The sequence below is a fragment of the Pseudomonas antarctica genome (genome assembly GCF_001647715.1).
Classification (GTDB): Bacteria; Pseudomonadota; Gammaproteobacteria; order Pseudomonadales; family Pseudomonadaceae; genus Aquipseudomonas; species Aquipseudomonas antarctica_A.
Genome location: NZ_CP015600.1, coordinates 3984426 through 4010654 on the forward strand (window position 1 = coordinate 3984426; position 26229 = coordinate 4010654).

Consider the following 26229-nt stretch of genomic DNA (forward strand, 5'->3'; position numbering starts at 1 on the left):
CGCCTTATAGCTCGGCAGCCAGACGCGAGCCCTGGTTGATGGCGCGCTTGGCATCCAGCTCGGCCGCCACATCGGCACCGCCGATGAGGTGCACGCTCTGGCCCGCTGCGACCAGGCCATCGTGCAATTCGCGCAGCGGATCCTGCCCGGCGCAGATGACGATATTGTCCACCGCCAGCACTTGAGGCTCACCCTCGGCGCCGATGCGGATATGCAAGCCTTCGTCATCGATCTTCAAGTAGTCGACGCTGTTGAGCATCTGCACCCGCTTGTTCTTCAGGCCCGTGCGGTGGATCCAGCCGGTGGTTTTGCCCAGCCCGTCGCCGACCTTGGAGGTCTTGCGTTGCAGCAGGAATACTTCGCGCGCCGGTGCATGGGGCTGGGGCTTGATGCCCGCCACGCCACCACGGGCTTGCAGTTGGGTGTCGATGCCCCACTCTTTCCAGAACGCTTCGCGGTCCAGGCTGGTGGACACGCCTTCATGCACCAGGAACTCGGAGACGTCAAAACCGATACCGCCGGCGCCAATCACCGCAACGCGCTTGCCCACCGGTTTGCGCTCAAGGATCACGTCCAGGTAGCTCAGCACCTTGGCGTTATCGATACCCGGGATGGCCGGGGTGCGCGGTGCAATGCCGGTGGCCAGAATGATTTCGTCATAGCCGCCCGCCGCCAGTTGCGCGACATCCACGCGGGTGTTGAGGCACAGCTCGACGTGGGTGGTCTGCAACTTGCGTTTGAAGTAGCGCAGGGTTTCAAAAAACTCTTCCTTGCCCGGTACACGCTTGGCGATATTGAACTGGCCGCCGATCTCGTTGGCGGAGTCGAACAGCGTCACTTGATGACCGCGCTCAGCCGCCACGGTGGCCGCCGCCAGCCCGGCAGGACCGGCACCGACCACGGCAATTTTCTTGATCTGTTTCACCGGCAGGTAGTTGAGTTCGGTCTCGTAGCACGCCCGCGGGTTGACCAGGCAGGTGGTCAGTTTGCCGCCAAACGTGTGGTCCAGGCAGGCCTGGTTGCAGCCGATACAGGTGTTGATTTCATCCGCACGGCCGGCAGCGGCCTTGTTGACGAACTCCGGGTCGGCCAGGAACGGCCGCGCCATCGAGACCATATCGGCATCACCTTCGGCGAGGATCTGCTCAGCGATTTCCGGGGTGTTGATGCGGTTGGTGGTGATCAGCGGAATCTTCACCGAGCCGCGTAGCTTGGCGGTGACTTTACTGAATGCACCACGCGGCACCTTGGTCGCGATGGTCGGGATACGCGCTTCGTGCCAGCCGATACCGGTGTTGATCAGGGTCGCACCGGCCTGCTCGATGGCCTTGGCCAACTGCACGATCTCTTCCCAGGAGCTGCCGCCTTCCACCAGATCGAGCATCGACAGGCGGAAAATAATGATGAAATTCGGGCCCACGGCTTCACGCACTCGACGCACGACGTCCACCGCCAGGCGCATACGGTTTTCGTAGCTGCCGCCCCAACGGTCGGTGCGGTGGTTGGTGTGGGCGGCGAGGAACTGGTTAATGAAGTAGCCTTCGGAGCCCATGATTTCGACGCCGTCATACTCGGCGACCTGGGCCAGCAGCGAGCAGGTGACAAAATCCTGGATCTGCTTCTCGATGCCCTCCTCGTCCAGCTCCTTGGGTTTGAACGGGTTGATCGGCGCTTGAATCGCGCTGGGGGCGACCTGCTTGGGGCTGTAGGCGTAACGGCCGGCGTGGAGGATCTGCATGCAGATCTTGCCGCCCGCCTCGTGCACCGCCTGGGTCACGATCTTGTGCTTTTGTGCTTCCTCGTCGGTGGTCAGTTTGGCTGCACCGGCGTACACGCCACCTTCATCGTTCGGGCCGATACCGCCGGTGACCATCAGGCCGACGCCGCCACGGGCGCGCTCGGCAAAATAGGCGGCCATGCGTTCGAAACCACCGGGTTTTTCTTCCAGGCCAGTGTGCATCGAGCCCATCAGGGTGCGGTTGCGCAAGGTGGTAAAACCCAGGTCCAACGGGGCCAGCAAGTGCGGGTAGGCAGCAGCGGTCATGGTACAGCTCCACAACGGATCATCACGGGACGTGACGCGCTCGAACGGCGCGCCATCGGTTTATGTCCCACAGACTAAGAGGCGATGGACTACCGCTCAATGACTGAAACTGACAAGTTATTGATCCAAATGCACAGCGCCCCTTGGCAAGCCGCTGCCTGGGCCCTACCCTAGTCGGCGAACCCTGCACCCGGTCTGTTGTCTGTTGCCCCATGCGTAAACTTCTAGCCTTCACCGTCACCATGGCCCTGGTTGCCGCCGTCGCCGCGTATCTGGTCTGGACCCAGGAGCGCCCTGTGGCGCATTACCTATCGGACCTGCGCATCACCCTGGCTATCAACGAAGGCCAACCCGCCGATCGCGGTAACTTGCTGGGTATCCAGCCAGAGCTGTTTCCCGCCGATTACCAAAGCCTGGAACGCCTGCACCTGAAGCTCGCGGCCTACCTGCAAAAAGCGCGGGACAAAGGCTTGATCAATGACAAGACCATCGTCGTGCTGCCGGAACACATCGGCACGTGGCTGATGCTCAGCGGCGAGAAGAACGAGCTGTACCAGGCGGTGCATCTGAAAGATGCAATGAATTGGCTGTCGGCCAGCAACCCGTTGCAATTCGCCCGCGCCTGGATCAGCGCCACCGGCGATAACCGCATGGACGATGCCTACCTGCGCATGAAAGCACCGGCCATGGCCCGCGACTATCAGCTGCTGTTCGGCGGCCTGGCCAAAGAATTCAGGGTCACGCTGGTGGCCGGCTCTATCGCCCTGCCCAACCCGAGTGTCAGCCAGGGGCAACTGCAGGTCGGTCAGGGTGCGCTGTATAACGCCAGCCTGGTGTTTGGCGCGGACGGTTTGCCGGTAGGCCAGCCACAGCGCCAGTTCTACCCGATCTACGACGAGCGCGGCTTTATCGAACCGGGCGATGAGAACATCGTCAGCGTGGTCGACACCCCGGCCGGACGCCTGGGCATCCTGATCGGCAGCGACAGCTGGTACCCGGACAATTACCGCAAACTCAACGAGCAAGGCGCGCAACTGGTCGCAGTGCCAGCCTTTGTGACCGGCCGCGACACCTGGGAGCGCCCATGGCGCGGCTTTAAAAGCGTTTCAACGCCGCCCGAAATCAGCCTCAAGCCCGAAGAACTCAGTGAAGGCGAAGCCTGGCGCCGCCTCACCCTGATCAGCCAACAGCCAATCAGCCAGGCAAGCGCCGGAATGAGCGTATTCCTGCGCGGGCAGTTCTGGGACCTGGGCACTGCCGGGCACAGCTTCCTCAGCGGCAACGGGCACGTCATCACAGGCAACGACGCCCGTGGCGCGCGCCTGCTGAATATCTGGTTGTAGTGCCGTGAAGCCGGTGCGCCTGGGCGATCTTTCGGTGGGCTTCGTGCACACCCTGGCGGACGCCATTGAAAGCCATAGCCTGGACCCGCAACCGCTGTTGCTGCAATACGGCCTGGACCCGGCGCGCCTCGCCGAAGCGGGGGCGCGCCTGTCGATCCCGCGCTACATGCGCCTGGGCCACGCAGCCATCCAACTGACCGGCGACCCTGGCCTGGGGCTGCGCATGGGCCAACTGAGTCGCCTGAGCCAGGCTGGACTGGCAGGCGTGACTGCCGCACAGGCACCGAATGTGCGAGAAGCGGCCCGCACATTGACCCGTTTTGAAGCGCTGTACGGCTCCAACTATCGCGGGCAATCGAGCTTTCACGAAGACACCGAAGGCGCCTGGCTGCGTTTCTATTCCATCAGCCCTTACAATGCCTACAACCGTTTTGTGGTGGATTCGATCATCGCCGGCTGGCTGCAGCAATTGTCGAGTGTGGCGCAGCAACCGGTGCAGGCACAGCGTATAGACATCGAGTTTGAAGCCCCGGCGTACAGCGAACAGTACGGTGTACTCGGTGACAGCCCGGTCCACTTCGGCGCCGACGCCAATCAACTGCGCCTCAACCAGCAGACCCTGGCCTTGCGTAACCCACAGCACTGCCCCAGTACCTGGCACCTGTTGTTGAAGTTATGTGAACACGAATTGGAGCAGTTGACCCGCACCCGCAGCCTGCGTGAGCGCATTACCCGGTTGCTCGGGCCGATGCTCAATGGCGGCCGGGAGCCCGACCTGGAAGAAGTGGCGGCACGCTTGAAGCTGCCTACCTGGACACTGCGGCGCAAACTGGCCGAAGAAGGCACTCAGTTTCGCGCGATTCTCAACGATACCCGCCGCGACTTGGCCATGACCTACATTCGCGATACGGAACTGGCGTTCGGCGAGATCGCCTATTTGCTCGGTTTTGCCTCAGCCCAGGCCTTTCAACGGGCGTTCAGGCGGTGGAACAACCAGACCCCAGGGGAATTTCGCCGCAGTCAGCGGCATTCCGCCTGAAGTCGGTCTTACAGCTCGGTTGCGTCATCGACCGGATCCAGCGGATCCAATTCAAACGCGTGGTACTCCAGCAGTTCTTCTTGGTAATCGTCCATGGCGGACTCCTTGTTGGTTTAAAGCGGCTGTCAATAAATGACCTGCACAGCCAGCCTAAAGTGCCGTGATGACGAAAAAATGTCGGCGTCGTGACGTTCCTGCACTTCAAGATAAAACGCAGCAGCGCTGAGCAGATTTAGCATCAGGGCTTTGAGGCGGGCACCCGCACTTCATCGCGCTGGCGGCGTTGAGCCGCTGGCGTATGAATGATCGGTCGCGAAGGAGCGCGTGGAGGCTTGAGCCGCTACGGGATGAACGTCGAAGAGACGAACCCCGCAGCGGTCAACGTTACTGCGAAGGGGTTGGCAGGGGCGGAATCGCCTCTGTTGGCGCCGGCAGTTTTGGATTGGTCGCCGCAGGTGCAGGATCAGCTGCAGGCGTTGGGGCCGGTTCCGCTGTCGGGGCAATCGGTGCCGCCTCGGGTGGCGTGGCAACCGGCTCCGAAACGGCAGGCGCTGCCGGTACTTCCTTTGGCGCCTCGACTTTTTCAGCAACCGGCGCCGCTTTCGGTTCCGGCACGCCCAGCTCCGCCTTCGGCGTCTCTGGAATGTGCGCGGCCTTCTTCACTTCTTGCGGCAGGAATACATCCACGAGCGAGAAGTAACGCTCATAAAACTTCGGCGCCGAAACCGTCTCGCTCGCCACCTTCACCATCGAGTCATCGGTGGAGCCAATCGGCATCGACACCGAGCCCAACACACCCACGCCGAGGCTTGCGGAGTTGTTGACCTTCTTCAACGCGTAGCGGTCCTGCAAGGCGTTGGCAAACATCGTCGAGTGGTTATTACCTTTGCCATCATCGGCGCACACCACATTGAAACTGATCTGCAGGTGGGTCTCGCCAGTCTGCTGGAAACTCTTGTTACCCACGACCAACTTAGGATCGCTGCTGGTGATGATGTAGCCCTGGCTCAACAGCGCGCGCCGTGCGGCCTCGCAGGCTGCCACGTCACTGACCGGGTAATCCCGGGAGAACGTACCGGAATCGTCGAAATTCTCATGTTCATAAATGGCGGTCTTGGGTGACGAGCAGCCCGCGGCGCCCGCCAGCACCAGCGCCAGCCCGAGGCTACGCAAGTGAAATGATGTCGACATCGAAAATCCTGAGGAAAACAGTCAGGGCGGTATTGTGCAACAGAACGGGGTCCTGGCGCGCGCATTCCTGTCGGTAAAACGTCACAGCCTTACAGGACGGGGCCTGCTGCATAAAAAAGCCCCCGATCCTTGCAGACCGGGGGCTCTTTATTCAGACCAACATCAGAACTTCTTGATGTCAGCCTTGGTTTCCAACTGCTTGCGGTACGCAGCAAAGTCTTGCTGGCCGATACGGGAAGCGAGGAAGCGGCGGTATTGCGCCTTTTCTTCGTCCGTAGGCGCAGCCGCTTCGTTGACAGCATTCAAGCGCACGATCATCAGGCTACCGTCAGCCAGGGTAACCGTGGTGAAGGTCGGCTTGTCCTTGCTCGCAGGCTTGGGCATGCGGAACAGGGCTTGCAACACCGCAGGGTCAATCGCTTCCTGGCTACGGGTAGCCGATGCAGTGACTTTCCATGCCTGACCATCAATCGCCTGGTTCAGTGGGGTCTTGCCATCACGCAGGCTGGCGATCAACTCGTCGGCATGGGCTTTGGCTGCTGCACTGGCACGCTCTTTGGTCATCTGTGTGCGGATCGCCGCAGAGACGCTTTCCAGAGGCAGTTGCGTAGGTTTCAAGTGCTCTTTGGCCCGCAGCACGATGATGGTTTCCGGGTCCAGCTCGATGGCGGTGCTGTTGGCACCCTCATCCAACACTTCCGGGCTGAACGCAGCAGTCACCACGGCGCGGTTGGCCGCGACACCTTCGCCACCTTCACGGCCAAACGGCGCGGAGGTGTGCACGGTCAGCTTCAGGTCGGACGCCGGCTGGGCCAGGTCGGACGCTTCGAATGCCGCATCTTCCAATTGCTTGGAGGCGTCGACAAAGCGCTGTTCAACCTGTTGGGTCTTGAGCTCGCGGGTCAGCTTGTCTTTCAGGCTGGCAAACGATGGCACTTGCGGTGCTTCTACGCCCAGCAGCTTGATCAGGTGCCAACCGAATGTGGTGCGCACCGGTGCCGACACCTGGTCCTTGTTCAAGGCATACAGGGCCGTTTCGAAGTCAGGATCGTAGACGCCAGGGCCGGCAAAACCGAGGTCGCCGCCATTGTTGGCCGAACCTGGATCCTGGGAGAACTCCTTGGCCAGGGCTTCGAACTTCTCACCCTTGGCCAGGCGTGCCTGGATTTCTTCGATCTTCGCCTTGGCTTGAGCGTCGGTAGTCTTGTCGTTCACTTCAATCAGAATATGCGCGGCACGACGCTGTTCAGCGAGGTTGGCGGTTTCTTTCTGATAGGCAGCCTGCAGCTCATCATCCTTCACGGTGACCTGGTCGAAGAAGGAAGACTTCTTCAGTTCCAGATAGTCGATGACCACCTGGTCCGGGGTCATGAACTCTTTGGCGTGCTGGTCGTAGTGAGCCTTGACCTCGTCGTCGGTGAGTTTCACCGCCGCAGGGTCAGCCTTGATGTTGACGGTAGCGAAATCGCGGGTCTGCTTTTCCAGACGGGCAAATGCCAGCACTTCGGCATCGGTAACGAAACCGCTGCCGGCAATACCTGCGCGAACCTGGCCGATCAGCATTTCCTGGCTCAACATCTGACGGAATTGCATACGGCTGTAGCCCAGCTGACGGATCACCTGGTCAAAGCGTTCAGGGCTGAACTTGCCGTCCACCTGGAATTCCGGCGTCTGCAGGATCACTTGATCCAGGGCAGCTTCAGAGAAGCCGAACTTGGAATCAGCTGCGCCTTGCAGCAACAGCTTGCGATCAATCAGCCCTTTGAGGGCCGCTTCGCGCAGCAGTTTTTCGTCCAGCAGAGAAGCATCAAAATCCTTGCCCAGCTGTTGCATCAGCTGGCGACGTTGCATGTCGACGGCCTGGCTCAGTTCGGTTTGGGTGATCTCTTCACCGTTGACCTTGGCCACGTCCTGCTTGTTATTGGTCGAAGCCTGGAAAATGGCCTCGATACCGGTGAACGCCATCAATGCGACGATGATCCCGATAATGGTTTTGGCAATCCAGCCTTGTGAATTGTCCCTGATATTCTGCAGCATGCGTCCCCCAGAAACGGTTGATCTTCAAAAATTAGGCAACCGTGGAGCGTGGGTAGAGTCCGGATAGAAGAAAGGCGCATCCGAGGATGCGCCTTCTCGTAACTGGCGGAGCGGACGGGGGTTTGAACCCACACCCCCGGCGTGGCGACCCGATGGATACTTGGGTCAGCTGCCGCTCCGCTGCCAGGTCAGACCTGCGTCCGACCCGGGTAGGTAAGGCTTGAGCGAAACTTAGTTAACAGCTTCTTTCAGGGCTTTACCGGCTTTGAAACCTGGTTTCTTGGCGGCAGCGATTTGCAGTGCTTTGCCAGTCTGTGGGTTACGGCCAGTGCGAGCTGGGCGATCAGTCACAGAGAAAGTACCGAAGCCTACCAGTACCACGGAGTCGCCGGCCTTCAGAGCGCCAGTGACGGATTCGATTACTGCGTCCAGCGCACGGCCAGCAGCAGCTTTCGGGATATCAGCGGATGCGGCGATAGCATCAATCAGTTCCGACTTGTTCACTCTAAGTCCCCTTATATATCTATTGAGTATGGTTCTAAGTTTTTTGGTGAAAGCAAAAACCAGTGCTGAATGGCCTACAGACACTTAAGAGCCGCTTTATAACAAGGGCTCTAAAAAGCTGTCAAGGAAGCCCCCAGGCTTAACGGCATTAATGTGTACTAATTCTTTCCTTGGAATCAGACTCGCGTTTTTCATCCTTCGCGACAATCTCCGGAGCCACATCTGGCAAGGGCTCCGGCGCGTATTGCAGCGCAATTTGCAGGACTTCGTCAATCCATTTAACCGGTTTAATCTGAAGATCCTGCTTGATGTTGTCAGGAATTTCCTTCAAGTCGCGAACATTCTCTTCAGGAATGATCACCGTCTTGATACCGCCTCGGTGTGCAGCAAGCAATTTCTCTTTCAGACCACCGATGGCCAATACCTGACCACGCAGGGTAATTTCCCCTGTCATGGCGACATCGGCTCGTACCGGTATGCCCGTCAATGCCGACACCAGTGCCGTGCACATGCCTACACCGGCGCTAGGGCCGTCCTTCGGGGTAGCCCCTTCCGGCATGTGGATGTGAGTGTCGTGCTTCTCGTGGAAGTCCAGGGGAATCCCCAGGCTCTTCGCGCGGCTGCGCACCACGGTCTGCGCGGCAGTGATGGATTCGACCATCACATCACCCAACGAACCGGTCTTGATAAGCTGACCTTTACCCGGGATCACCGCGGCTTCGATGGTCAGCAATTCGCCGCCCACCTGGGTCCACGCCAGGCCAGTCACCTGCCCTACCTGATCCTGCTGCTCAGCCAGGCCGTAACGGAATTTTTTCACGCCCAGGAAGTGTTCCAGGGAGTCGGCAACCACCTTCACAGAGAAGCGTTTTTCCAGCGCGTGCTCTTTGACTGCCTTGCGGCAGATCTTCGCAATTTGACGCTCAAGGCCGCGCACACCGGCCTCGCGGGTGTAGTAGCGAACGATGTCGCGGATCGACTCGACGTCGAATTCGATCTCGCCTTTTTTCAGGCCGTTGGCCGAAATCTGCTTGGGCGCGAGGTATTTGACGGCGATGTTGATCTTCTCGTCTTCGGTGTAACCCGGCAGACGAATCACCTCCATCCGGTCCAGCAAAGCCGGCGGGATGTTCATGGAGTTGGAGGTGCACAGGAACATTACGTCGGACAGGTCGTAGTCGACTTCCAGGTAATGGTCGTTGAAATTGTGGTTCTGCTCCGGGTCGAGCACTTCGAGCAAAGCCGACGCCGGATCGCCACGCATATCGCTGCCCATTTTGTCGATTTCATCGAGCAGGAACAGCGGGTTGCGCACCCCAACCTTTGTCATCTTTTGAATCAATCTTCCTGGCATCGAACCGATGTAAGTACGGCGATGACCACGAATTTCCGCCTCATCACGCACACCACCGAGGGCCATGCGCACGAATTTGCGGTTGGTGGCGTTGGCAATCGACTCCGCCAAGGAGGTTTTACCCACACCTGGAGGACCGACCAGGCACAACACCGGACCACGAATTTTCTTCACGCGCTTTTGCACGGCGAGGTATTCGAGGATGCGCTCTTTGACTTCTTCGAGGCCGTAGTGGTCGGCGTCGAGGATGTCCTCGGCGCGGGCCAGGTCCAGGCGCACTTTGGTCTGAGCCTTCCACGGCACCTGCACCAGCCAGTCGATGTAGGAACGAACCACAGTGGCTTCGGCCGACATTGGCGACATTTGCTTGAGCTTGTTCAGCTCAGCGTTGGCTTTGGTCAGGGCGTCTTTCGGCAGGCCGGCGGCATCGATGCGCTTTTTCAGCTCTTCGATTTCGTTGTGGCCCTCCTCGCTGTCGCCGAGTTCTTTCTGGATGGCCTTCATCTGCTCATTCAGGTAGTACTCGCGCTGACTGCGCTCCATCTGTTTCTTCACACGACCACGGATGCGTTTTTCGACCTGCAGCAGATCGATTTCGCCATCCAGCAGCGCCAGCACGTGCTCAACACGGGCCGACAGGTCGATGATTTCGAGGATGTCCTGCTTCTGCTCGATTTTCAGCGCCATGTGTGCAGCCATGGTGTCGACCAGGCGGCTTGGCTCATCAATGCTGTTGAGGGAAGACAGGACTTCAGCCGGGACTTTTTTGCCCAACTGCACATACTGCTCGAACTGCGAGAGCAGGCTGCGCACAAATACTTCGGATTCGCGCTCAGGGGCCTCGACTTCGTCGATCAGCGCCACTTCGGCGCGCAGGTGGCCATCCACCTCCATGAAGCGCTCGACCGCACCGCGCTGCTCACCTTCCACCAGCACCTTGACGGTGCCATCAGGCAACTTGAGCAATTGCAATACGGTCGCAATGGTACCGACGCGATACAGGGCGTCTTCGCCTGGATCATCATCAGCAGGATTCTTCTGGGCCAACAGCAAAATTTGCTTGTCGCCCGTCATCGCGGCCTCGAGGGCTTCGATAGACTTCTCGCGCCCCACGAACAGCGGGATAACCATGTGCGGATAGACGACGACATCACGCAACGGCAGGAGAGGCAATTCAATGGTTGTCTTCATGATTTCGCCTCTATGACAGTTGAAAAATTAGCTTGAAACCAAGATGGGGGCTGCATGCAAAAAAAACAAGCTCAATGCCAGCAGTTAAACGCATGAATAAACGGGAATTAAAAAAACAACGCGTCAAAATCGCCCCAAAATAAATAAGGGGCCCCGAAAGGCCCCTTGCTTGTACTGCGACGGCTAAACGCTTACGCGTCTGGTGCAGCCTTGGCAGCCGGCTCACTGTTTTCGTAGATATACAGTGGCTTGGACTTGCCTTCGATAACGCTTTCGTCGATCACCACCTTACTCACCTCAGACTGCGAGGGGATTTCGTACATGGTGTCGAGCAACACGCCTTCGAGGATCGAGCGCAAACCACGTGCACCGGTCTTGCGCTCCAGTGCCCGCTTGGCCACTGATTTGAGTGCGTCGGTACGGAACTCGAGGTCTACACCTTCCATTTCGAACAACTTGGCATATTGCTTGGTCAGGGCGTTTTTCGGCTCGGTGAGGATCTGAATCAGAGCAGCCTCATCCAACTCGTCCAACGTGGCCAGGACGGGCAGACGGCCAACGAATTCCGGGATCAGACCGAACTTGACCAGATCGTCAGGCTCGACTTCACGCAGGGACTCGCCCACCTTCTTGCCTTCTTCCTTGCTGCGTACTTCCGCACCAAAACCGATGCCGCCACGCGTGGAACGCTGCTGAATAACCTTCTCCAGACCGGAGAACGCACCGCCACAGATGAACAGGATGTTGCGCGTATCAACCTGAAGGAATTCCTGCTGCGGGTGCTTGCGGCCGCCTTGTGGCGGTACGGAAGCTACCGTGCCTTCGATCAGTTTCAACAGGGCCTGCTGCACGCCTTCACCGGAAACGTCCCGGGTGATCGACGGGTTGTCCGACTTGCGCGAAATCTTGTCGATTTCGTCGATATAGACAATACCCATCTGGGCCTTCTCTACGTCGTAGTCGCACTTCTGCAGCAATTTCTGAATGATGTTCTCGACGTCTTCACCCACGTAGCCAGCCTCGGTGAGGGTGGTGGCGTCGGCGATGGTGAACGGAACGTTCAGCAGGCGAGCGAGGGTTTCCGCAAGCAAGGTTTTACCCGAGCCAGTAGGACCGATCAGCAAGATGTTGCTCTTGCCGAGTTCGACCTCGTCGCCTTTCTTGTCACGCTGATTCAAGCGCTTGTAGTGGTTGTACACCGCTACGGCCAGAACCTTCTTTGCACGCTCTTGACCAATCACATATTGGTCAAGGATGCCGCTGATTTCTTTAGGCGAAGGCAATTTATGCGCGCTGCTCTCGGCCTGGGCTTCCTGCACCTCCTCGCGGATGATGTCATTGCACAGGTCGACGCACTCGTCGCAGATAAACACCGAGGGGCCGGCAATCAATTTGCGCACTTCATGCTGGCTTTTGCCGCAGAAGGAGCAATAGAGCAGCTTGCCGTTGTCCTCGCCGTTGCGGGTGTCAGTCATTCGTTCGATCCAAATCCGATAGGCTTGCAACACAAGATGAAGGCTTATGCGGGCTTTTTCAAGCCCGCCGGTGGTCGGACACGCCGACCAGCCCTATTTTGAGCTGCTTATATTAAGCGGGGCGCTTTTCGATCACCGCATCGATCAACCCATACGCGCGCGCAGCTTCCGCGCTCATAAAGTTGTCGCGATTGGTGTCACGCTCGATTTCTTCCAGGGTGTGCCCGCTGTGCTTGGCCATCAATGTATTGAGGCGCTCACGAATAAACAGGATTTCCTTGGCGTGAATTTCGATGTCCGACGCCTGGCCCTGGAAACCACCCAATGGCTGGTGAATCATCACGCGCGAGTTCGGCAGGCAGAAGCGCTTGCCCTCGGCACCTGCGGTCAGCAGGAACGCGCCCATGCTGCAGGCCTGGCCGATGCACGTGGTCGACACGTTTGGCTTGATGAACTGCATGGTGTCGTAGATCGACATGCCAGCCGTCACCGAGCCGCCCGGGGAGTTAATGTAAAGATGGATGTCCTTGTCCGGGTTTTCCGCTTCAAGGAACAGCAGCTGCGCGCAGATCAGGTTGGCCATGTAGTCCTCTACAGGGCCGACCAGAAAAATCACTCGTTCCTTGAGCAGGCGCGAGTAGATGTCATAGGCGCGTTCGCCACGAGCAGATTGCTCGACAACCATCGGGACCAGGCCGCCAGCGGCCTGGATATCAGAGTTCTGCTGAATATAGGAATTACGGAACATGCTCTGCAGTTACTCCCAAATAGTCATGTCTTGAAAACGCATAAGCCAGCGCGAGGCTGGCTTATGGTTGTATTTCGAACGAGTTGGACAATCAGTCGGCTTGTGCTGCTTCCGCCGGTTTGACTGCTTCTTCGTAAGAGACCGCTTTGTCGGTCACCTTAGCCTTCTGCAGAACAGTATCCACAACTTGTTCTTCCAGCACAACCGAACGTACTTCGTTCAGCTGCTGGTCGTTCTTGTAGTACCAAGCTACAACCTGCTCAGGCTCCTGGTAGGCCGAAGCCATTTCCTGGATCATTTCGCGAACGCGATCTTCGTCAGGCTTGAGGTCGAACTGCTTGACCACTTCGGCCACGACCAGACCCAGCACAACGCGGCGCTTGGCTTGTTCTTCGAACAGCTCGGCCGGCAGTTGGTCAGGCTTGATGTTGCCACCGAACTGCTGGACCGCTTGAACGCGCAGGCGATCCACTTCGTTGGACAGCAGGGCCTTAGGCACTTCGATCGGGTTGGCAGCCAGCAGGCCGTCCATTACCTGGTTCTTGACCTTGGACTTGATAGCCTGGCGCAGCTCGCGCTCCATGTTCTTGCGAACTTCGGTGCGGAAGCCTTCGATACCGGTTTCCTTGATACCGAACTGAGCGAAGAACTCTTCGTTCAGCTCTGGCAGCTTAGGCTCGGACACGCTGTTGACAGTCACGGTGAACTCGGCGGCTTTGCCGGCCAGGTCCAGGTTCTGGTAGTCAGCAGGGAACGTCAGGTTCAGAACGCGCTCTTCGCCGGCTTTTGCGCCAACCAGGCCGTCTTCGAAACCAGGGATCATGCGGTTGGAACCCAGCACCAGCTGAGTGCCCTTGGCGGAGCCGCCAGCGAATGCTTCGCCGTCAACCTTGCCAACGAAATCGATGTTCAGTTGGTCTTCGTTCTGGGCGGCGCGATCGGCCACTTCGAAACGAGTGTTCTGCTTGCGCAGAATTTCCAGCATGTTGTCCAGGTCGGCATCAGCCACGTCAGCGCTCAGGCGCTCAACAGCGATTTCTTCGAAACCGGCAACGGTGAACTCCGGGAACACTTCGAATACGGCAACGTATTCCAGGTCTTTACCGGCTTCCAGGGACTTAGGCTCGATCGAAGGCGAGCCAGCCGGGTTCAGCTTGTGCTCAACAACAGCTTCGTAGAAAGAAGCCTGGATCACGTCACCCACAGCTTCCTGACGCGCATCGGCACCAAAACGACGCTTGATTTCGCTCATTGGCACTTTGCCTGGACGGAAACCAGCGATCTTGGCCTTTTGGGCAGTCTGCTGCAGACGCTTGTTGACCGCAGTCTCAATACGCTCTGCCGGCACGGTGATGCTCAGGCGGCGCTCGATAGCAGTAGTATTTTCAACAGAAACTTGCATGGATATTCCTCGTTGCACAGACGTTAGCCGGCCGTTTCCGACCCCAGAATCAAGGGCATGCATTCTAGTGGGTCAAACTCAAGAAGTCACCCTACTGAAAACGGGTAGAAAAACAGCAGGCCATTTATAGGTTCAAGTGCACGCATGCACCTCATCCCGTTAGCAAATACAGCTCAACACGCCAGGGCTCTGCATCAACCCTTCTATATATAGAAGCGTCGGAACGCACTCCCCTGGCGACCGACCTTGCAAACAAGACCGGAGGGCACGGCGGCAGCATCGAGAAACACAAATACGACGAAACGCCCCGCCCTGAAACTCAAAACACTTAAACAAAAACGGCACAGCCCTTTTTCAGGTACTGCGCCGTTATCGCTATTAAATAGCTGTACTGACCCTGGTATAGCCTCGGATCAGTTCTACACGCTCAAAACCGGCAACGATTCTAACGCCAAGGCATTGAGAATGCTTGTTTTTTCTTGGCGTCAAGTTGACTCGCACAACCAATGGGAAATTGCTGACGCAAAAAAAAGCGCCAGATCATTGATCTGGCGCTTTTTCTGAATATGGGGTGGACGAAGGGGATCGAACCCTCGACAACGGGAGTCACAATCCCGTGCTCTACCAACTGAGCTACGCCCACCATATTGCATTAACAAAGAACTCACACATCTTCTTTGTTGAGCCCTACCGCGCCTGACGGCCCGGCAACGCTTGAATTGGTGCGGATGAAGAGACTCGAACTCTTACGCCTCGCGGCGCTGGAACCTAAATCCAGTGTGTCTACCAATTCCACCACATCCGCGCTTGAAGCTCTTAAAGCAAAGGCGCCAGATGATTAATCTGGCGCCTTTCTAAATATGGGGTGGACGAAGGGGATCGAACCCTCGACAACGGGAGTCACAATCCCGTGCTCTACCAACTGAGCTACGCCCACCATATAGCGCTACTTGTGCCAAAGCTGCCTAATGGCGCACCCGGCAGGACTCGAACCTGCGACCATCCGCTTAGAAGGCGGATGCTCTATCCAGCTGAGCTACGGGCGCCTTATTAATCTGTACTCTTGGAGGATTACAAACTAAGTGCTTCCAGCCTTACAGAACAGCAATTCTGCTCGACCTTCTTAAGCAGTGCTAGGCTGTGCCCGACAAGTGCGACGAATAGTATAGAGGGCCTTGAAACCCGTCAAATCTTTTTTGAAAAAAATTCATTTTATTTAAGGGGTTAGGCCAATTTGCAGACCAAGCGCCTTTGCCCTCACGTCCTGGCGTGCGAGAATACGCGCACTTTTCTTCCCCCTCTCGATGGTTAATCACGCGTAATGACTGCACAACTTATCGACGGCAAATCAATCGCCGCCAGCCTGCGCCAGCAGATCGCCAAACGCGTCACCGAGCGTAGCCAGCAAGGCCTGCGCACGCCTGGCCTCGCGGTGATCCTGGTCGGCAGCGATCCTGCCTCTCAGGTTTATGTCTCGCACAAGCGTAAAGACTGTGAAGAAGTCGGCTTTATTTCCAAAGCCTACGACTTGCCGGAAGACACCACACAGCAGGCCCTTACCGACCTGATCGACAGCCTCAACGAAAACCCGAGCATTGACGGCATCCTGCTCCAACTGCCGCTGCCCGAGCATCTGGACGCCTCCCAACTGCTGGAGCGCATTCGCCCGGACAAGGACGTCGACGGCTTCCACCCTTATAACGTCGGCCGTCTGGCCCAGCGTATCCCGCTGCTGCGCCCCTGCACGCCGAAAGGCATCATGACGCTGCTGGAAAGCACCGGTGTCGATCTGTACGGCCTCGATGCCGTGGTGGTCGGCGCGTCCAACATCGTCGGTCGCCCGATGGCCATGGAACTGCTACTGGCTGGCTGCACCGTGACCGTCACCCACCGCTTCACCAAGGACCTCGCCGGCCACGTCGGCCGTGCCGATCTGGTGGTGGTTGCCGCCGGCAAGCCGGGCCTGGTCAAGGGTGAGTGGATCAAGGAAGGCGCCATCGTTATCGACGTGGGCATCAACCGCCAGGAAGACGGCAAGCTGGTAGGCGATGTGGTGTACGAAACCGCCCTGCCCCGCGCGGGCTGGATCACCCCAGTACCCGGGGGTGTCGGCCCGATGACCCGTGCGTGCCTGCTGGAAAATACGCTGTATGCGGCAGAAACGCTGCACGGCTAATAACCCGCCGTACTGAAAAAGCCCTGCCTTATAGCAGGGCTTTTTAATGCCCGCATAAAACCCGTTTTTTGTTAGTTTTTAAGCACTTTCGTCTGGTTCTCGAAGAACATTCGACAGTTTCTGATCCATACTCCTAAAATGTAACGGCATTTGTCATAAAACCCGTTCCCAAACGGTATTTCCTTACTTTTTAGCGAGTTCATCCGCGTGAAAATTCGTCTCTCTATTGTCAGCCTATTTTTCGCATTTACAGGCACCTTCGCGCACGCAGCCGAAACCACCTTGGCCCCGCGTGATACCTCCAAACTGCAAATCGCTTCCGGCAGCGCCATGCTGGTCGACTTGCAGACCAACAAAGTCATCTATTCCAGCAACCCCGATGTCGTGGTGCCCATTGCTTCCGTGAGCAAGCTGATGACCGGCCTGATCGTGCTGGAAGCCAAGCAAAACATGGATGAGTACATCGATATCAACATCAAAGACACGCCGGAAATGAAAGGCGTGTTCTCCCGGGTGAAAATCGGCAGCGAAATGCCCCGCAAGGAAATGCTGCTGATCGCCCTGATGTCCTCGGAAAACCGTGCTGCTGCGAGCCTGGCGCACCACTACCCTGGCGGCTATCCGGCCTTCATTGCCGCAATGAACGCCAAAGCCAAGGCGCTGGGCATGACCAGCACTCACTACGTCGAGCCTACCGGCCTGTCGATTCACAACGTGTCCACCGCCCGTGACCTGAGCAAGCTGTTGGCCGCCGCGCGCAAGTACCCGCTGCTCAGCCAACTGAGCACCACCAAAGAAAAGACCGTGTCATTCCGCAAACCCAACTACACCCTGGGTTTCTCCAACACCGACCACCTGATCAACCGTGCCAAATGGGATATCAAACTGACCAAGACCGGCTTCACCAACCAGGCCGGCCACTGCCTGGTACTGGTAACCAGCATGGGTAACCGCCCGGTGTCGTTGGTAATCCTTGATGCTTTCGGCAAGTTCACCCACTTCGCCGATGCCACGCGTATCCGCAATTGGGTTGAGACCGGCAGCAGCGGTTCGGTGCCGGACGTCGCCTTGCGCTACAAGGCTGACAAGAACCTGAAGAATCGCCCGAACGCTGCCGAAGTACGTCGTTGAACCACGCAGTTCGACGAGGGGAGCTGGCTTGTGTGGGAGCTGGCTTGCCTGCGATGGCTGCAACGCGGTGCAACAGATAACCGAGTTGCCTGCATCGCGGGCAAGCGCGCTCGCACATTTTTGAACCTTGGGTACGTTACTTCCTTTCTGCCAGCACCTTGAGTGCCTGCGCCGCCGACTGCTCCTGACCGGCCTGTGCCGTAGCATTGGCAGCCTCTCGCCAGCGCTGCGCATCTACATTTGCCGGCAACTGGCTCGGACGCTGGGTCAGGATGCCCCAGTGACCGGCACTCTTCCACGCCGATTCAAAATCGCTGAAGCTCATCAACAAACGTCGATCCTTGCCCGAGCGCAGTAGCACGGTGCTCTTCTGCTGATTGAATCCCACCACCACGACGTACCGCGCGCCGGACCAAAAGCTTGAGTCGATCCGCGCCATCACCGGGTAACCCGCGGCCACCTGTTCCAGTACCGCCGTAAGCCTGGTATCCAGCGGGTACACCATCAGCCCGTATTCGCGCGCGAGTACCTGCATGTTGCGCTCAAGATCAGCTTCACCGCTCGGCAAGTGCAGCGGTTTATCCAGCAAGCCGGGTGTCATGACAATGCCTTGTTGCGACAGCATGCTGGCTAAAGCCGATGGACCGCTCAGGTAAGCCTCACTGCGAAAGGCCGGCACTCCGGTGAGTTCGACACGCTCCGGCAAGCCCGCCAGTTTCGACGGGTGCCCGGAGCAGGCGGCAAGCCCGAAGGCGCATGCCAGGAGCAAAGAGGTTTTAACGTTCGAACGTAACCGCAATTTTTTACTCTCTTGATCAACGGCCGGTGAGGGCCCTGATCATAGCCCAATCGCGTTTAGGTAACAGAGAGGGGGTGCGGATATAGCAAACAAGTTGGATGGACTCGACCATTGGTCAATAGCAGGCAACCGCCAGCTAGCTAGACTGTCCATTGAGAAGACTGTGTGTGCCCCCAGTGGGGCGAAAGGAGGCCCGAATGAGCCTTGCAACAACGATTTTCCTGTTGGTCTGCGGTTGGCTGGCGGTGGCCAGCGCCATGTTGTGGGGCGTGATGCGCGTGACTCGCCGGCATCATCACCCCCACGTCAACCCTGCTGCACCGGCCAAGCCCCACAAGGCGGCGGTGCACCACGCTTAGCCAGGCATGCAACTGAAGTCTTGAGTCGCCGCGACTTCCTTGCCGTGACCGTCCTTGAGGACGGCACGTACGGTGGTGCCCAGGCTCGACTCCACCAAGGTGTAGTGCTCACCTGCCTTGAAGTTCTTGTACTCGACCCGGCCCTGGCAGTCTTGCTGGTTGTCGTCGCCCGCCTCCTCTTCAAATAACGTCACGTCCAGACGGTGGTCGCCCGGGGTCACTTCAAAGTAGCGGCCGTCATCCACACGTTTGCCATCGACGCGCTCAGCCATCAGGTCGTTCGGTGCTTCTTCTTTCAAACCAATCCACGCTTCGCTCGGGTCAGCCTTGGGCATCGGGCCGGCACAGGCCGACAACAACAAAACAGCACCGAGGGCGGGAATCAACAGCAGGGGTTTAAGTGTTTTAAATGACATGGCAGGGCTCCAAAAAACAACGTTGTCCGGATCTGAAAAGTGTCGAGTCCGATGGATGACAAGCTTGGAGACCCACCCTTTGTAGAACAAATGAATACATATGAAACGATCTTCAGCCGTTAACTAAATGTTCCTTCACTTGGCTGAAAGGTGCGTGTTAGGTGGGTCGGGCAAGACTGCCGGGGTTTGCAATCCTGTTCTCCGGAGGTTCACGCATGCTCGGGCTGGTAAAGACCGCACTGCAAAAGCCGTACACGTTTATCGTGTTGGCCATATTCATCTGCATCGTCGGGCCGATGGCGGCCCTCAGAACCCCTACGGATGTTTTCCCCGACATCGGCATCCCTGTGGTCGCCGTGGTCTGGCAGTACAACGGCCTGTCACCGGACGCCATGGCCGGTCGGGTGATCTACACCTATGAACGCTCCCTGAGCACCACCGTTAACGACATCGAACACATCGAATCGCAATCGCTGCCCGGCATGGGCATCGTGAAGATCTTCTTCCAGCCCGGCGTGGATATCCGCACCGCCAACGCCCAAGTGACGGCGGTTTCACAAACCGTGCTCAAGCAGATGCCGCCGGGCATCACGCCACCGCTGATTCTCAACTACAGCGCCTCCACGGTGCCCATCCTGCAGATGGCGTTCTCCAGCCCCAGCCTCTCGGAAGCCAAGATCCGCGACCTGGTGCAGAACAATATCCGCCTGCCCTTGAGTGCCCTGCCCGGCCTGGCCATGCCCACGCCAATGGGCGGCAAGCAACGCCAGATCACCCTCGACCTCGACCCCCAGGCTCTGGCCGCAAAAGGCTTGTCGGCGCAGGACGTGGGTAACGCCCTGGCATTGCAGAACCAAATCATCCCGGTGGGCACCGCCAAACTCGGCCCCAACGAATACACGATCCTGCTCAACAACAGCCCCAAAGCGATTGACGAGCTGAACGACCTGCCGATCAAGACCGTCGACGGCGCCATCATCACCATTGGCCAAGTGGCCCACGTGCGTGACGGCTCGCCGCCACAGACCAACATCGTGCGCGTCGACGGTCACCGCGCAGTACTCATGCCGGCCTTGAAAAACGGCAGCATCTCGACCCTGTCGATCATCGACGGCATCCGCCAGATGCTGCCGCGTATCAACGAAACCCTGCCGCCGTCGCTGAAAACTTCGCTGTTGGGTGACGCCTCGGTGTTCGTTAAGCAGTCGGTAGGCAGCGTGGCTCAGGAAGGCATCATCGCCGCGCTGCTGACCAGTGCGATGATCCTGCTCTTTCTCGGCAGCTGGCGCTCGACGCTGATCATCGCCGCGTCGATTCCCCTCGCGGTGCTGTCGGCCATCGCGCTGCTGGCCGTCACCGGGCAAACCCTCAACGTGATGACCCTAGGCGGGCTGGCGTTGGCGGTGGGGATTCTGGTGGACGACGCCACAGTGACCATCGAAAACATCAACTGGCACCTGGAGCAAGGCAAGGCGGTGAAGACCGCGATCCTCGACGGCGCCGCGCAAATTGTCGGCCCGGCATTCGTCTCGCTGCTGTGCATCTGCATCGTGTTTGTGCCGATGTTCCTGCTGCAAGGCATCGCCGGTTACTTGTTCCGGCCGATGGCACTCGCGGTGATCTTTGCCATGGCCAGCTCGTTCATCCTTTCGCGCACCCTGGTGCCGACCCTGGCGATGTTTCTGCTCAAGCCGCATACGCCTGAGCAAGGCGCTGGGCATCACCCGGAAGATCAATTCATCAACCACCACGAGGGTGAGCAACACAAGAAACCCCGCAATCGCGCGCTGCAATCGGTGCTGAATTTCCAGCAAGGGTTCGAGCGGCACTTCTCGAATATCCGCGATACCTACCTCGGTCTATTGACGCTGGCCTTGGGCGCCCGCAAGCGCTTTATCGTCGGTTTCCTGGCCTGCGTGCTGGCGTCGTTCCTGCTGCTACCGAGCCTGGGCCAGGACTTCTTCCCGGCCACCGACGCCGGCGCCCTCGCCCTCCACGTACGCTTGCCGCTGGGCACACGTATTGAGGAAAGCGCCGCGGCCTTCGACCGGATTGAAGCGCGGATTCGCGAAGTGATCCCGGCCGAAGAACTGGACACCATCGTCGACAACATCGGCATTCCGCTCAGCGGCATCGACATGGCCTACAGCAGCAGCGGCACCATCGGCCCGCAGGATGGCGACATTCAGGTCACCCTGAAAAAGGACCACGCACCGACTGCCGACTACGTAAAAAAGCTGCGTGAAGCCTTGCCGGAAAGTTTCCCCGGCAGCCACTTCGCATTCCTGCCTGCGGATATCAGCAGCCAGATCCTCAACTTCGGTGCACCTGCCCCACTCGACGTGAAAATCTCCGGGCGCAGCGATGAAGAAAACCGCGCCTACGCCGTGGAACTTGAACGTCGCCTGCAACACGTGCCGGGCATTGCCGACCTGCGCATCCAGCAGTCCACCGGCTACCCGTCGCTACAAGTTAACGTCGACCGCATGCGCGCCAATGGCCTGGGCATCACCGAGCGTGACGTGACCAACAGCATGGTCGCCTCCCTCGCCGGCAGCTCGCAAACCGCGCCGACCTTTTGGCTCAACCCGGCCAACGGCGTGTCGTACTCGATCGTGGCCGCCACCCCGCAATACCGTCTCGACAGCCTGCCGTCACTGGAAGCCTTGCCGGTGACCGGCGCCGATGGCCAATCACAAATCCTCGGCGGCGTGGCTACCATCTCCCGCGTGCAAAGCCCGGCGGTGGTGACCCACTACAACATCGAACCGACCCTGGACCTGTACGCCAACGTGCAAGGCCGCGACCTCGGCGGCGTGGCCCGCGACGTGCAAAAAGTGCTGGATGACACCGCTTCCATGCGCCCCAAAGGCGCGGTGATCAGCCTGCATGGGCAGATCGATGCGCTGCATGAAGCCTTCAGTGGTTTGAGCTTCGGCCTGCTCGGCGCCGTGGTGCTGATCTACCTGCTGATCGTGGTCAACTTCCAGTCGTGGGCCGACCCGTTTGTGATCATCACCGCGCTGCCCGCAGCGTTGGCGGGGATCGTGTGGATGCTGTTTCTCAGCGGTACCTCGCTGTCGGTGCCCGCCCTCACCGGCGCCATCCTGTGCATGGGCGTGGCCACCGCCAACTCGATCCTGGTGGTGAGCTTCTGCCGTGAACGCCTAGCCGAACATGGCGATGCACTGAAGGCCGCCATGGAGGCCGGTTACACGCGCTTCCGGCCGGTGTGCATGACCGCCCTGGCGATGATCATCGGCATGCTGCCGCTGGCGATTTCCGAGGAGCAGAACGCCCCGCTTGGCCGTGCCGTTATCGGTGGCTTGATCTTCGCCACCGTCGCCACTTTGTTGTTTGTTCCCGTGGTCTTCAGCCTGGTCCACGGTCGTCACCCTACTCGCGCAGCTGCTGGAGAAACCCCACATGTCGTCTGATCACAAACCCTCGCGCAAGCGTCTGATGCTCATGGGTGTCGGCGGCCTGACACTGGCCGCCCTGTTGGTCGCCAACGGCCTGCACGCCCGTACGATGCACGAACAGTCGGTCACCGCCTGGACCGAAACCGCCGCCATCCCGCAAGTGATGGTGTTCCAACCGAAACAGAACGTGGCCGGTGACACCTTGCGCCTGCCCGCACACCTCGAGGCCTGGAGCAAGGCGCCGATTCACGCGCGGGTCAGCGGCTACTTGAAAGACTGGAAAGCCGACATCGGTACCCAAGTCAAAGCCGGGCAAGTCCTCGCCGAAATCGACAGCCCGGACCTCGACCAGCAACTGGCGCAAACTCACGCCCGCCTGGTGCAGGAACAGGCCAATGCACGCCTGGCCGAAACCACCGCCACGCGCTGGCAAAACCTGTTGGCCAGCCACTCGGTGTCGCGTCAGGAGGCCGATGAAAAAACCTCCAACGCCGCCGCAGCCAAGGCCAACGCCGAGGCGGCGGGTGCCGACTATGCGCGGCTGTCGGCCCTGGAAAGCTACAAGACCATTCGCGCACCGTTCGCCGGTACCATCACCGCGCGCAACACCGATATTGGCCAGTTGATCAAGGCCGACACCGACAGTGATCCCGAGCTGTTCAACATCGCCGACACTCACCAGTTGCGCCTCTACGTGCCGGTGCCGCAGAACTACGCGGCGGTCATCCACCCCGGCCTCGAAGCCGAACTGACCGTGCCCGAGCACCCCGGCGAGCACTTCAAGGCGCACCTGATCGGCGACTCCACCGCCATCGACCGCCGCTCCGGCACCTTGCTCGCCCAGTTCGTGGCCGACAACCCCAACGGCGAATTGCTGCCCGGCGATTACGCCGAAGCCACCTTGCCGATTCCCGCGGACACCCATGGCGTGAGCATCCCGGCCAGCGCCCTGATCTTCCGCGCCCAGGGCACCCAGGTCGCGGTGCTGGATGCGCAGAATCATGTGCACTTGCAAGACATCCACATCGGCCTGGACCTCGGCGAGCGCCTGGTAATCGACCAAGGCCTGAAACCCGCCGACCGCGTCGTCGATAACCCGCCCGACGCCCTGCGCGAAGGCGACCCCGTGCAGTTGGCCGACGCCGGAGGTGCGCATGCGCCCAAGGCTTAAACCCCTCGCGGCGTTAGTGCTGCTGGCCTTGCAGGGTTGCTCGCTGGCGCCCACTTACACAGTGCCATCGGTCGACCTCCCGGCCGACTACCGCGAACAGACCAGCGATGGCCCGTGGCACAGTGCGCAACCGTCCGACCAACTGGCGCCCGAATGGTGGAAGCTCTACAACGATTCGCGCCTCAACGACCTGCAACAACAACTGCTCAAGGCCAACCCGGACCTGGCGGCAGCGCTGGCGCACTTCGATGCGTCCCAGGCCTATGCCAGCCAGTTACATGCCGGGTTATTCCCGCAGATTACCGCCAGCGCGCAGCCGTTGCGCCAGCGTCAATCGGATTCGCGGCCGCTGCGAGGTGATACGCAGCCGTCGGTCTACAACAGCAATACGGCGGGCTTTTCGTTGAGCTATGACCTGGACCTGTGGGGCAAAATCCGCAACCAGGTCGCGGCGGGTGATGCCCAGGCGCAAGCCTCCGGGGATGACCTGGCGGTGGCGCGCCTGAGCCTGCAGCATCAATTGGCGACGCTGTATGTGCAACTCAATGGGCTGGATGCGCAGAGCCGGATTCTGAACAGCTCGCTGGATGATTTCAGCCAGGCGTTGCAACTGACGCGTAGTCGTTATGAGGGCCAGATTGCCTCGGAGCTGGACCTGACCCGCGCGCAAAATCAACTGGCCGAAGCCAAGGCGCAACTGGACGAGGTGCGCGGCCAGCGCAACCTGACCGAGCATGCGATTGGTGAACTGGTGGGTGTCGCAGCCAGCGACTTCACGTTGCCGGCGAGTCAGCAATTGATCGCGTTGCCGGGGATTCCCTCTCAACTGCCGAGCCACCTGCTGCAACGTCGTCCGGACATTGCCGCGGCGGAACGCCGGGTGTTCGCAGCCAACGCGAATATCGGCGTGGCGAAAGCCGCGTGGTATCCGGATTTCAGTTTGACCGGATTGATTGGCGGCCAGACACAAGGGGTTGGCAATCTGCTGTCCGCCGGTAATCGTTATTGGGCGCTGGGGCCGCTGGTTAATTTGCCGATCTTTGACGGTGGACGCTTGAGTGCCAATGAGCGTCAGGCCAAGGCCGAGTTTGAAGAGGCTTCGGCGCAGTACCGCAGCCATGTACTGAAAGCCGTGCGCGAGGTGGAAGATAACCTCGCGCAACTGCGCGACTTGCAGCAGGAAGCGCAAGATGAACAAGCGGCGGCGGATGCGGCGCAGCACACGCAGTCACTGGCGATGAACAGCTATCAGGCGGGAGCGGTAAGTTACCTGGATGTGGTGACGGCGCAGACGGCGGCGTTGCAGGCACAGAGGACGTTGCAGGCGGTGCAGACCCGGCAACTGCAGGCGAGTGTAGGGTTGGTGACGGCACTTGGCGGCGGCTGGCAACCCGGCGCCTGATAAATGTGGGAGGGACTTGCTCCCTCCCACATCAACACTGCGTTAGACACACAATGTATGAACACCGCTGCCCCCTGTGGGAGGGGGCTTGCTCCCGTTAGCGACCTCTGAGACACATCCTGCCAAAAACCTGTCGACCATCCTCGCAACACCAGATCTAGCCTCTCAACACACCCCCTGAGAGAGGCCAAGGAATGCCTGAACTACCCGCTTCACACCGTTTGCGCATCGGTCGATTCAGCGAACCAAACCGTACCTACCTGATCACCACCAACACTCACGAACGCACACCGATATTCAGCGACTTCCACCTCGGTCGCTTGGTTGTCTGGCAATTGCGGGTCGCCCAGCACCAAGGGCTGGCAAACTCCCTGGCATGGGTAATCATGCCGGACCATTTCCATTGGCTGCTGGAACTGCAAAAAGGCTCGCTGGCGGACCTGATGTGTCAGGTGAAGTCTAAAAGCACGCGAAACGTTAACGGCGTCACTGGGCGCAAAGGACGGATTTGGCAGGAAAGCTTCCATGACCGGGCGCTACGCAAGGAAGACGACTTGGTGAAAATGGCCAGGTATGTGGTGGCCAATCCATTGCGGGCGGGATTAGTGAAGAAGATTGGCGACTATCCGTTGTGGGATGCGATTTGGGTATAGGTCGAGACCGAGTCGCCCCTATCGGGAGCAAGCCCCCTCCCACATTTTCCTACGGCATTTCAGGCAGACCGTTTGCCGCTGGCGATCATTGGGCAAGCCTGCTCCCACATCTTGATCAATATTCGACAGGACAAGGCGATCAATTGTGGGAGGGGGCTTGCTCCCGATGGCGGTGGGTCAGTTAGCTCAGCCGTAGCTGATACTCCGCTATCGGGAGCAAGCCCCCTCCCACATTTTCCTACGGCATTTCAGGCAGCCCGTTTGCCGCTGGCGATCATTGGGCAAGCCTGCTCCCACATTTTGATCAATATTCGACAGGACAAAGCGATCAATTGTGGGAGGGGGCTTGCTCCCGATGGCGATGGGTCAGTC

At 59.1% G+C, this 26229-nt stretch carries 20 protein-coding genes and 4 tRNA genes; 10 read left to right on the forward strand and 14 right to left on the reverse strand.

All coding sequences use genetic code 11. From position 1 onward, the window contains the following. Positions 1–4 precede the first annotated feature (4 nt). Positions 5–2044, reverse strand: coding sequence for an NADPH-dependent 2,4-dienoyl-CoA reductase (locus A7J50_RS17810; RefSeq protein WP_064453000.1), 2040 nt, complete (start codon positions 2042–2044; stop codon positions 5–7). Positions 2045–2256: 212 nt separating this feature from the next. Between A7J50_RS17810 and A7J50_RS17815 the strand changes: the two genes are divergently transcribed. Together A7J50_RS17815 and A7J50_RS17820 are read left to right on the forward strand one after the other, a co-directional pair. Then, entirely contained in the window at positions 2257–3387 is a 1131-nt protein-coding gene (locus tag A7J50_RS17815) for a carbon-nitrogen hydrolase family protein (protein ID WP_064453001.1), read from the forward strand. Between the two features lie 4 nt (positions 3388–3391). Then, positions 3392–4426, forward strand: coding sequence for an AraC family transcriptional regulator (locus A7J50_RS17820; protein ID WP_064453002.1), 1035 nt, complete (start codon positions 3392–3394; stop codon positions 4424–4426). Between the two features lie 384 nt (positions 4427–4810). On the opposite strand, the gene A7J50_RS17825 is transcribed toward A7J50_RS17820, so the two are convergent. The 7 genes from A7J50_RS17825 to tig form a co-directional block, all read right to left on the reverse strand. Then, entirely contained in the window at positions 4811–5617 is an 807-nt protein-coding gene (locus tag A7J50_RS17825) for a DUF2242 domain-containing protein (RefSeq protein WP_064453003.1), read from the reverse strand. 162 nt (positions 5618–5779) lie between these two features. Further along, positions 5780–7654, reverse strand: coding sequence for a SurA N-terminal domain-containing protein (locus A7J50_RS17830; protein WP_064453004.1), 1875 nt, complete (start codon positions 7652–7654; stop codon positions 5780–5782). Between the two features lie 231 nt (positions 7655–7885). Continuing rightward, positions 7886–8158, reverse strand: a complete 273-nt coding sequence (locus A7J50_RS17835) for an HU family DNA-binding protein (RefSeq protein WP_003174819.1) — start codon at positions 8156–8158, stop codon at positions 7886–7888. Positions 8159–8306: 148 nt separating this feature from the next. Further along, positions 8307–10703 carry an endopeptidase La gene (gene lon, locus A7J50_RS17840; RefSeq protein WP_064453005.1) on the reverse strand — a complete coding sequence of 799 codons (2397 nt, stop codon included), beginning with the start codon at positions 10701–10703 and terminating at the stop codon, positions 8307–8309. Between the two features lie 191 nt (positions 10704–10894). Continuing rightward, complete coding sequence (gene clpX / locus A7J50_RS17845) at positions 10895–12178, reverse strand: ATP-dependent Clp protease ATP-binding subunit ClpX (RefSeq protein ID WP_017136464.1); 1284 nt, start codon at positions 12176–12178, stop codon at positions 10895–10897. A gap of 112 nt (positions 12179–12290) precedes the next feature. Further along, positions 12291–12926, reverse strand: coding sequence for an ATP-dependent Clp endopeptidase proteolytic subunit ClpP (gene clpP, locus A7J50_RS17850; protein ID WP_003238276.1), 636 nt, complete (start codon positions 12924–12926; stop codon positions 12291–12293). A 91-nt stretch (positions 12927–13017) separates the two neighbouring features. After that, a complete protein-coding gene (tig, locus tag A7J50_RS17855) occupies positions 13018–14328 on the reverse strand; it encodes a trigger factor (protein WP_064453006.1) in 1311 nt (436 codons plus the stop codon). Between the two features lie 246 nt (positions 14329–14574). On the opposite strand from tig, the gene A7J50_RS31410 reads away from it, so the two are divergent. After that, the gene (locus tag A7J50_RS31410; protein ID WP_156526289.1) at positions 14575–14892 is read left to right on the forward strand and encodes a hypothetical protein; all 318 of its coding nucleotides are present in this window, start codon (positions 14575–14577) and stop codon (positions 14890–14892) included. A gap of 3 nt (positions 14893–14895) precedes the next feature. Here the strand turns inward: A7J50_RS31410 and A7J50_RS17860 are convergent. The 4 genes from A7J50_RS17860 to A7J50_RS17875 all read right to left on the reverse strand — a co-directional run bounded on the left by A7J50_RS17860 (position 14896) and on the right by A7J50_RS17875 (position 15374). After that, positions 14896–14971, reverse strand: a tRNA-His gene (locus tag A7J50_RS17860). A gap of 77 nt (positions 14972–15048) precedes the next feature. Next, positions 15049–15133 (reverse strand) — tRNA-Leu (locus A7J50_RS17865). Positions 15134–15189: 56 nt separating this feature from the next. After that, a tRNA-His gene (locus tag A7J50_RS17870) sits at positions 15190–15265 on the reverse strand. Positions 15266–15297: 32 nt separating this feature from the next. Beyond that, positions 15298–15374 (reverse strand) — tRNA-Arg (locus tag A7J50_RS17875). Between the two features lie 275 nt (positions 15375–15649). On the opposite strand from A7J50_RS17875, the gene folD reads away from it, so the two are divergent. Then, entirely contained in the window at positions 15650–16504 is an 855-nt protein-coding gene (gene folD / locus A7J50_RS17880; RefSeq protein ID WP_064453007.1) for a bifunctional methylenetetrahydrofolate dehydrogenase/methenyltetrahydrofolate cyclohydrolase FolD, read from the forward strand. Positions 16505–16711: 207 nt separating this feature from the next. Then, complete coding sequence (pbpG, locus tag A7J50_RS17885) at positions 16712–17635, forward strand: D-alanyl-D-alanine endopeptidase (protein ID WP_064453008.1); 924 nt, start codon at positions 16712–16714, stop codon at positions 17633–17635. Between the two features lie 136 nt (positions 17636–17771). Here pbpG and A7J50_RS17890 read toward each other — a convergent pair whose 3' ends face one another. Beyond that, complete coding sequence (locus A7J50_RS17890; protein ID WP_064453009.1) at positions 17772–18434, reverse strand: peptidase C39 family protein; 663 nt, start codon at positions 18432–18434, stop codon at positions 17772–17774. 197 nt (positions 18435–18631) lie between these two features. On the opposite strand from A7J50_RS17890, the gene A7J50_RS31680 reads away from it, so the two are divergent. After that, a complete protein-coding gene (locus A7J50_RS31680; protein ID WP_167353706.1) occupies positions 18632–18793 on the forward strand; it encodes a hypothetical protein in 162 nt (53 codons plus the stop codon). Here the strand turns inward: A7J50_RS31680 and A7J50_RS17895 are convergent. Then, positions 18790–19209, reverse strand: a complete 420-nt coding sequence (locus A7J50_RS17895; RefSeq protein WP_064453010.1) for a hypothetical protein — start codon at positions 19207–19209, stop codon at positions 18790–18792. The two genes, A7J50_RS31680 and A7J50_RS17895, sit on opposite strands and share 4 nt — an antisense overlap. Positions 19210–19424: 215 nt before the next feature. Here A7J50_RS17895 and A7J50_RS17900 point away from each other — a divergent pair, with 215 nt between their 5' ends. From A7J50_RS17900 to A7J50_RS17915, 4 genes are all read left to right on the forward strand, one after another. Next, entirely contained in the window at positions 19425–22646 is a 3222-nt protein-coding gene (locus A7J50_RS17900) for an efflux RND transporter permease subunit (RefSeq protein WP_064453011.1), read from the forward strand. Beyond that, complete coding sequence (locus A7J50_RS17905; RefSeq protein WP_064453012.1) at positions 22636–23802, forward strand: efflux RND transporter periplasmic adaptor subunit; 1167 nt, start codon at positions 22636–22638, stop codon at positions 23800–23802. The genes A7J50_RS17900 and A7J50_RS17905 overlap by 11 nt, the downstream gene beginning before the upstream one ends. Beyond that, positions 23786–25204 carry an efflux transporter outer membrane subunit gene (locus A7J50_RS17910; protein WP_064453013.1) on the forward strand — a complete coding sequence of 473 codons (1419 nt, stop codon included), beginning with the start codon at positions 23786–23788 and terminating at the stop codon, positions 25202–25204. Before A7J50_RS17905 ends, A7J50_RS17910 begins: the two co-directional genes overlap by 17 nt. A gap of 194 nt (positions 25205–25398) precedes the next feature. Then, positions 25399–25857, forward strand: coding sequence for an REP-associated tyrosine transposase (locus tag A7J50_RS17915; RefSeq protein ID WP_064453014.1), 459 nt, complete (start codon positions 25399–25401; stop codon positions 25855–25857). Positions 25858–26229: the final 372 nt, after the last annotated feature.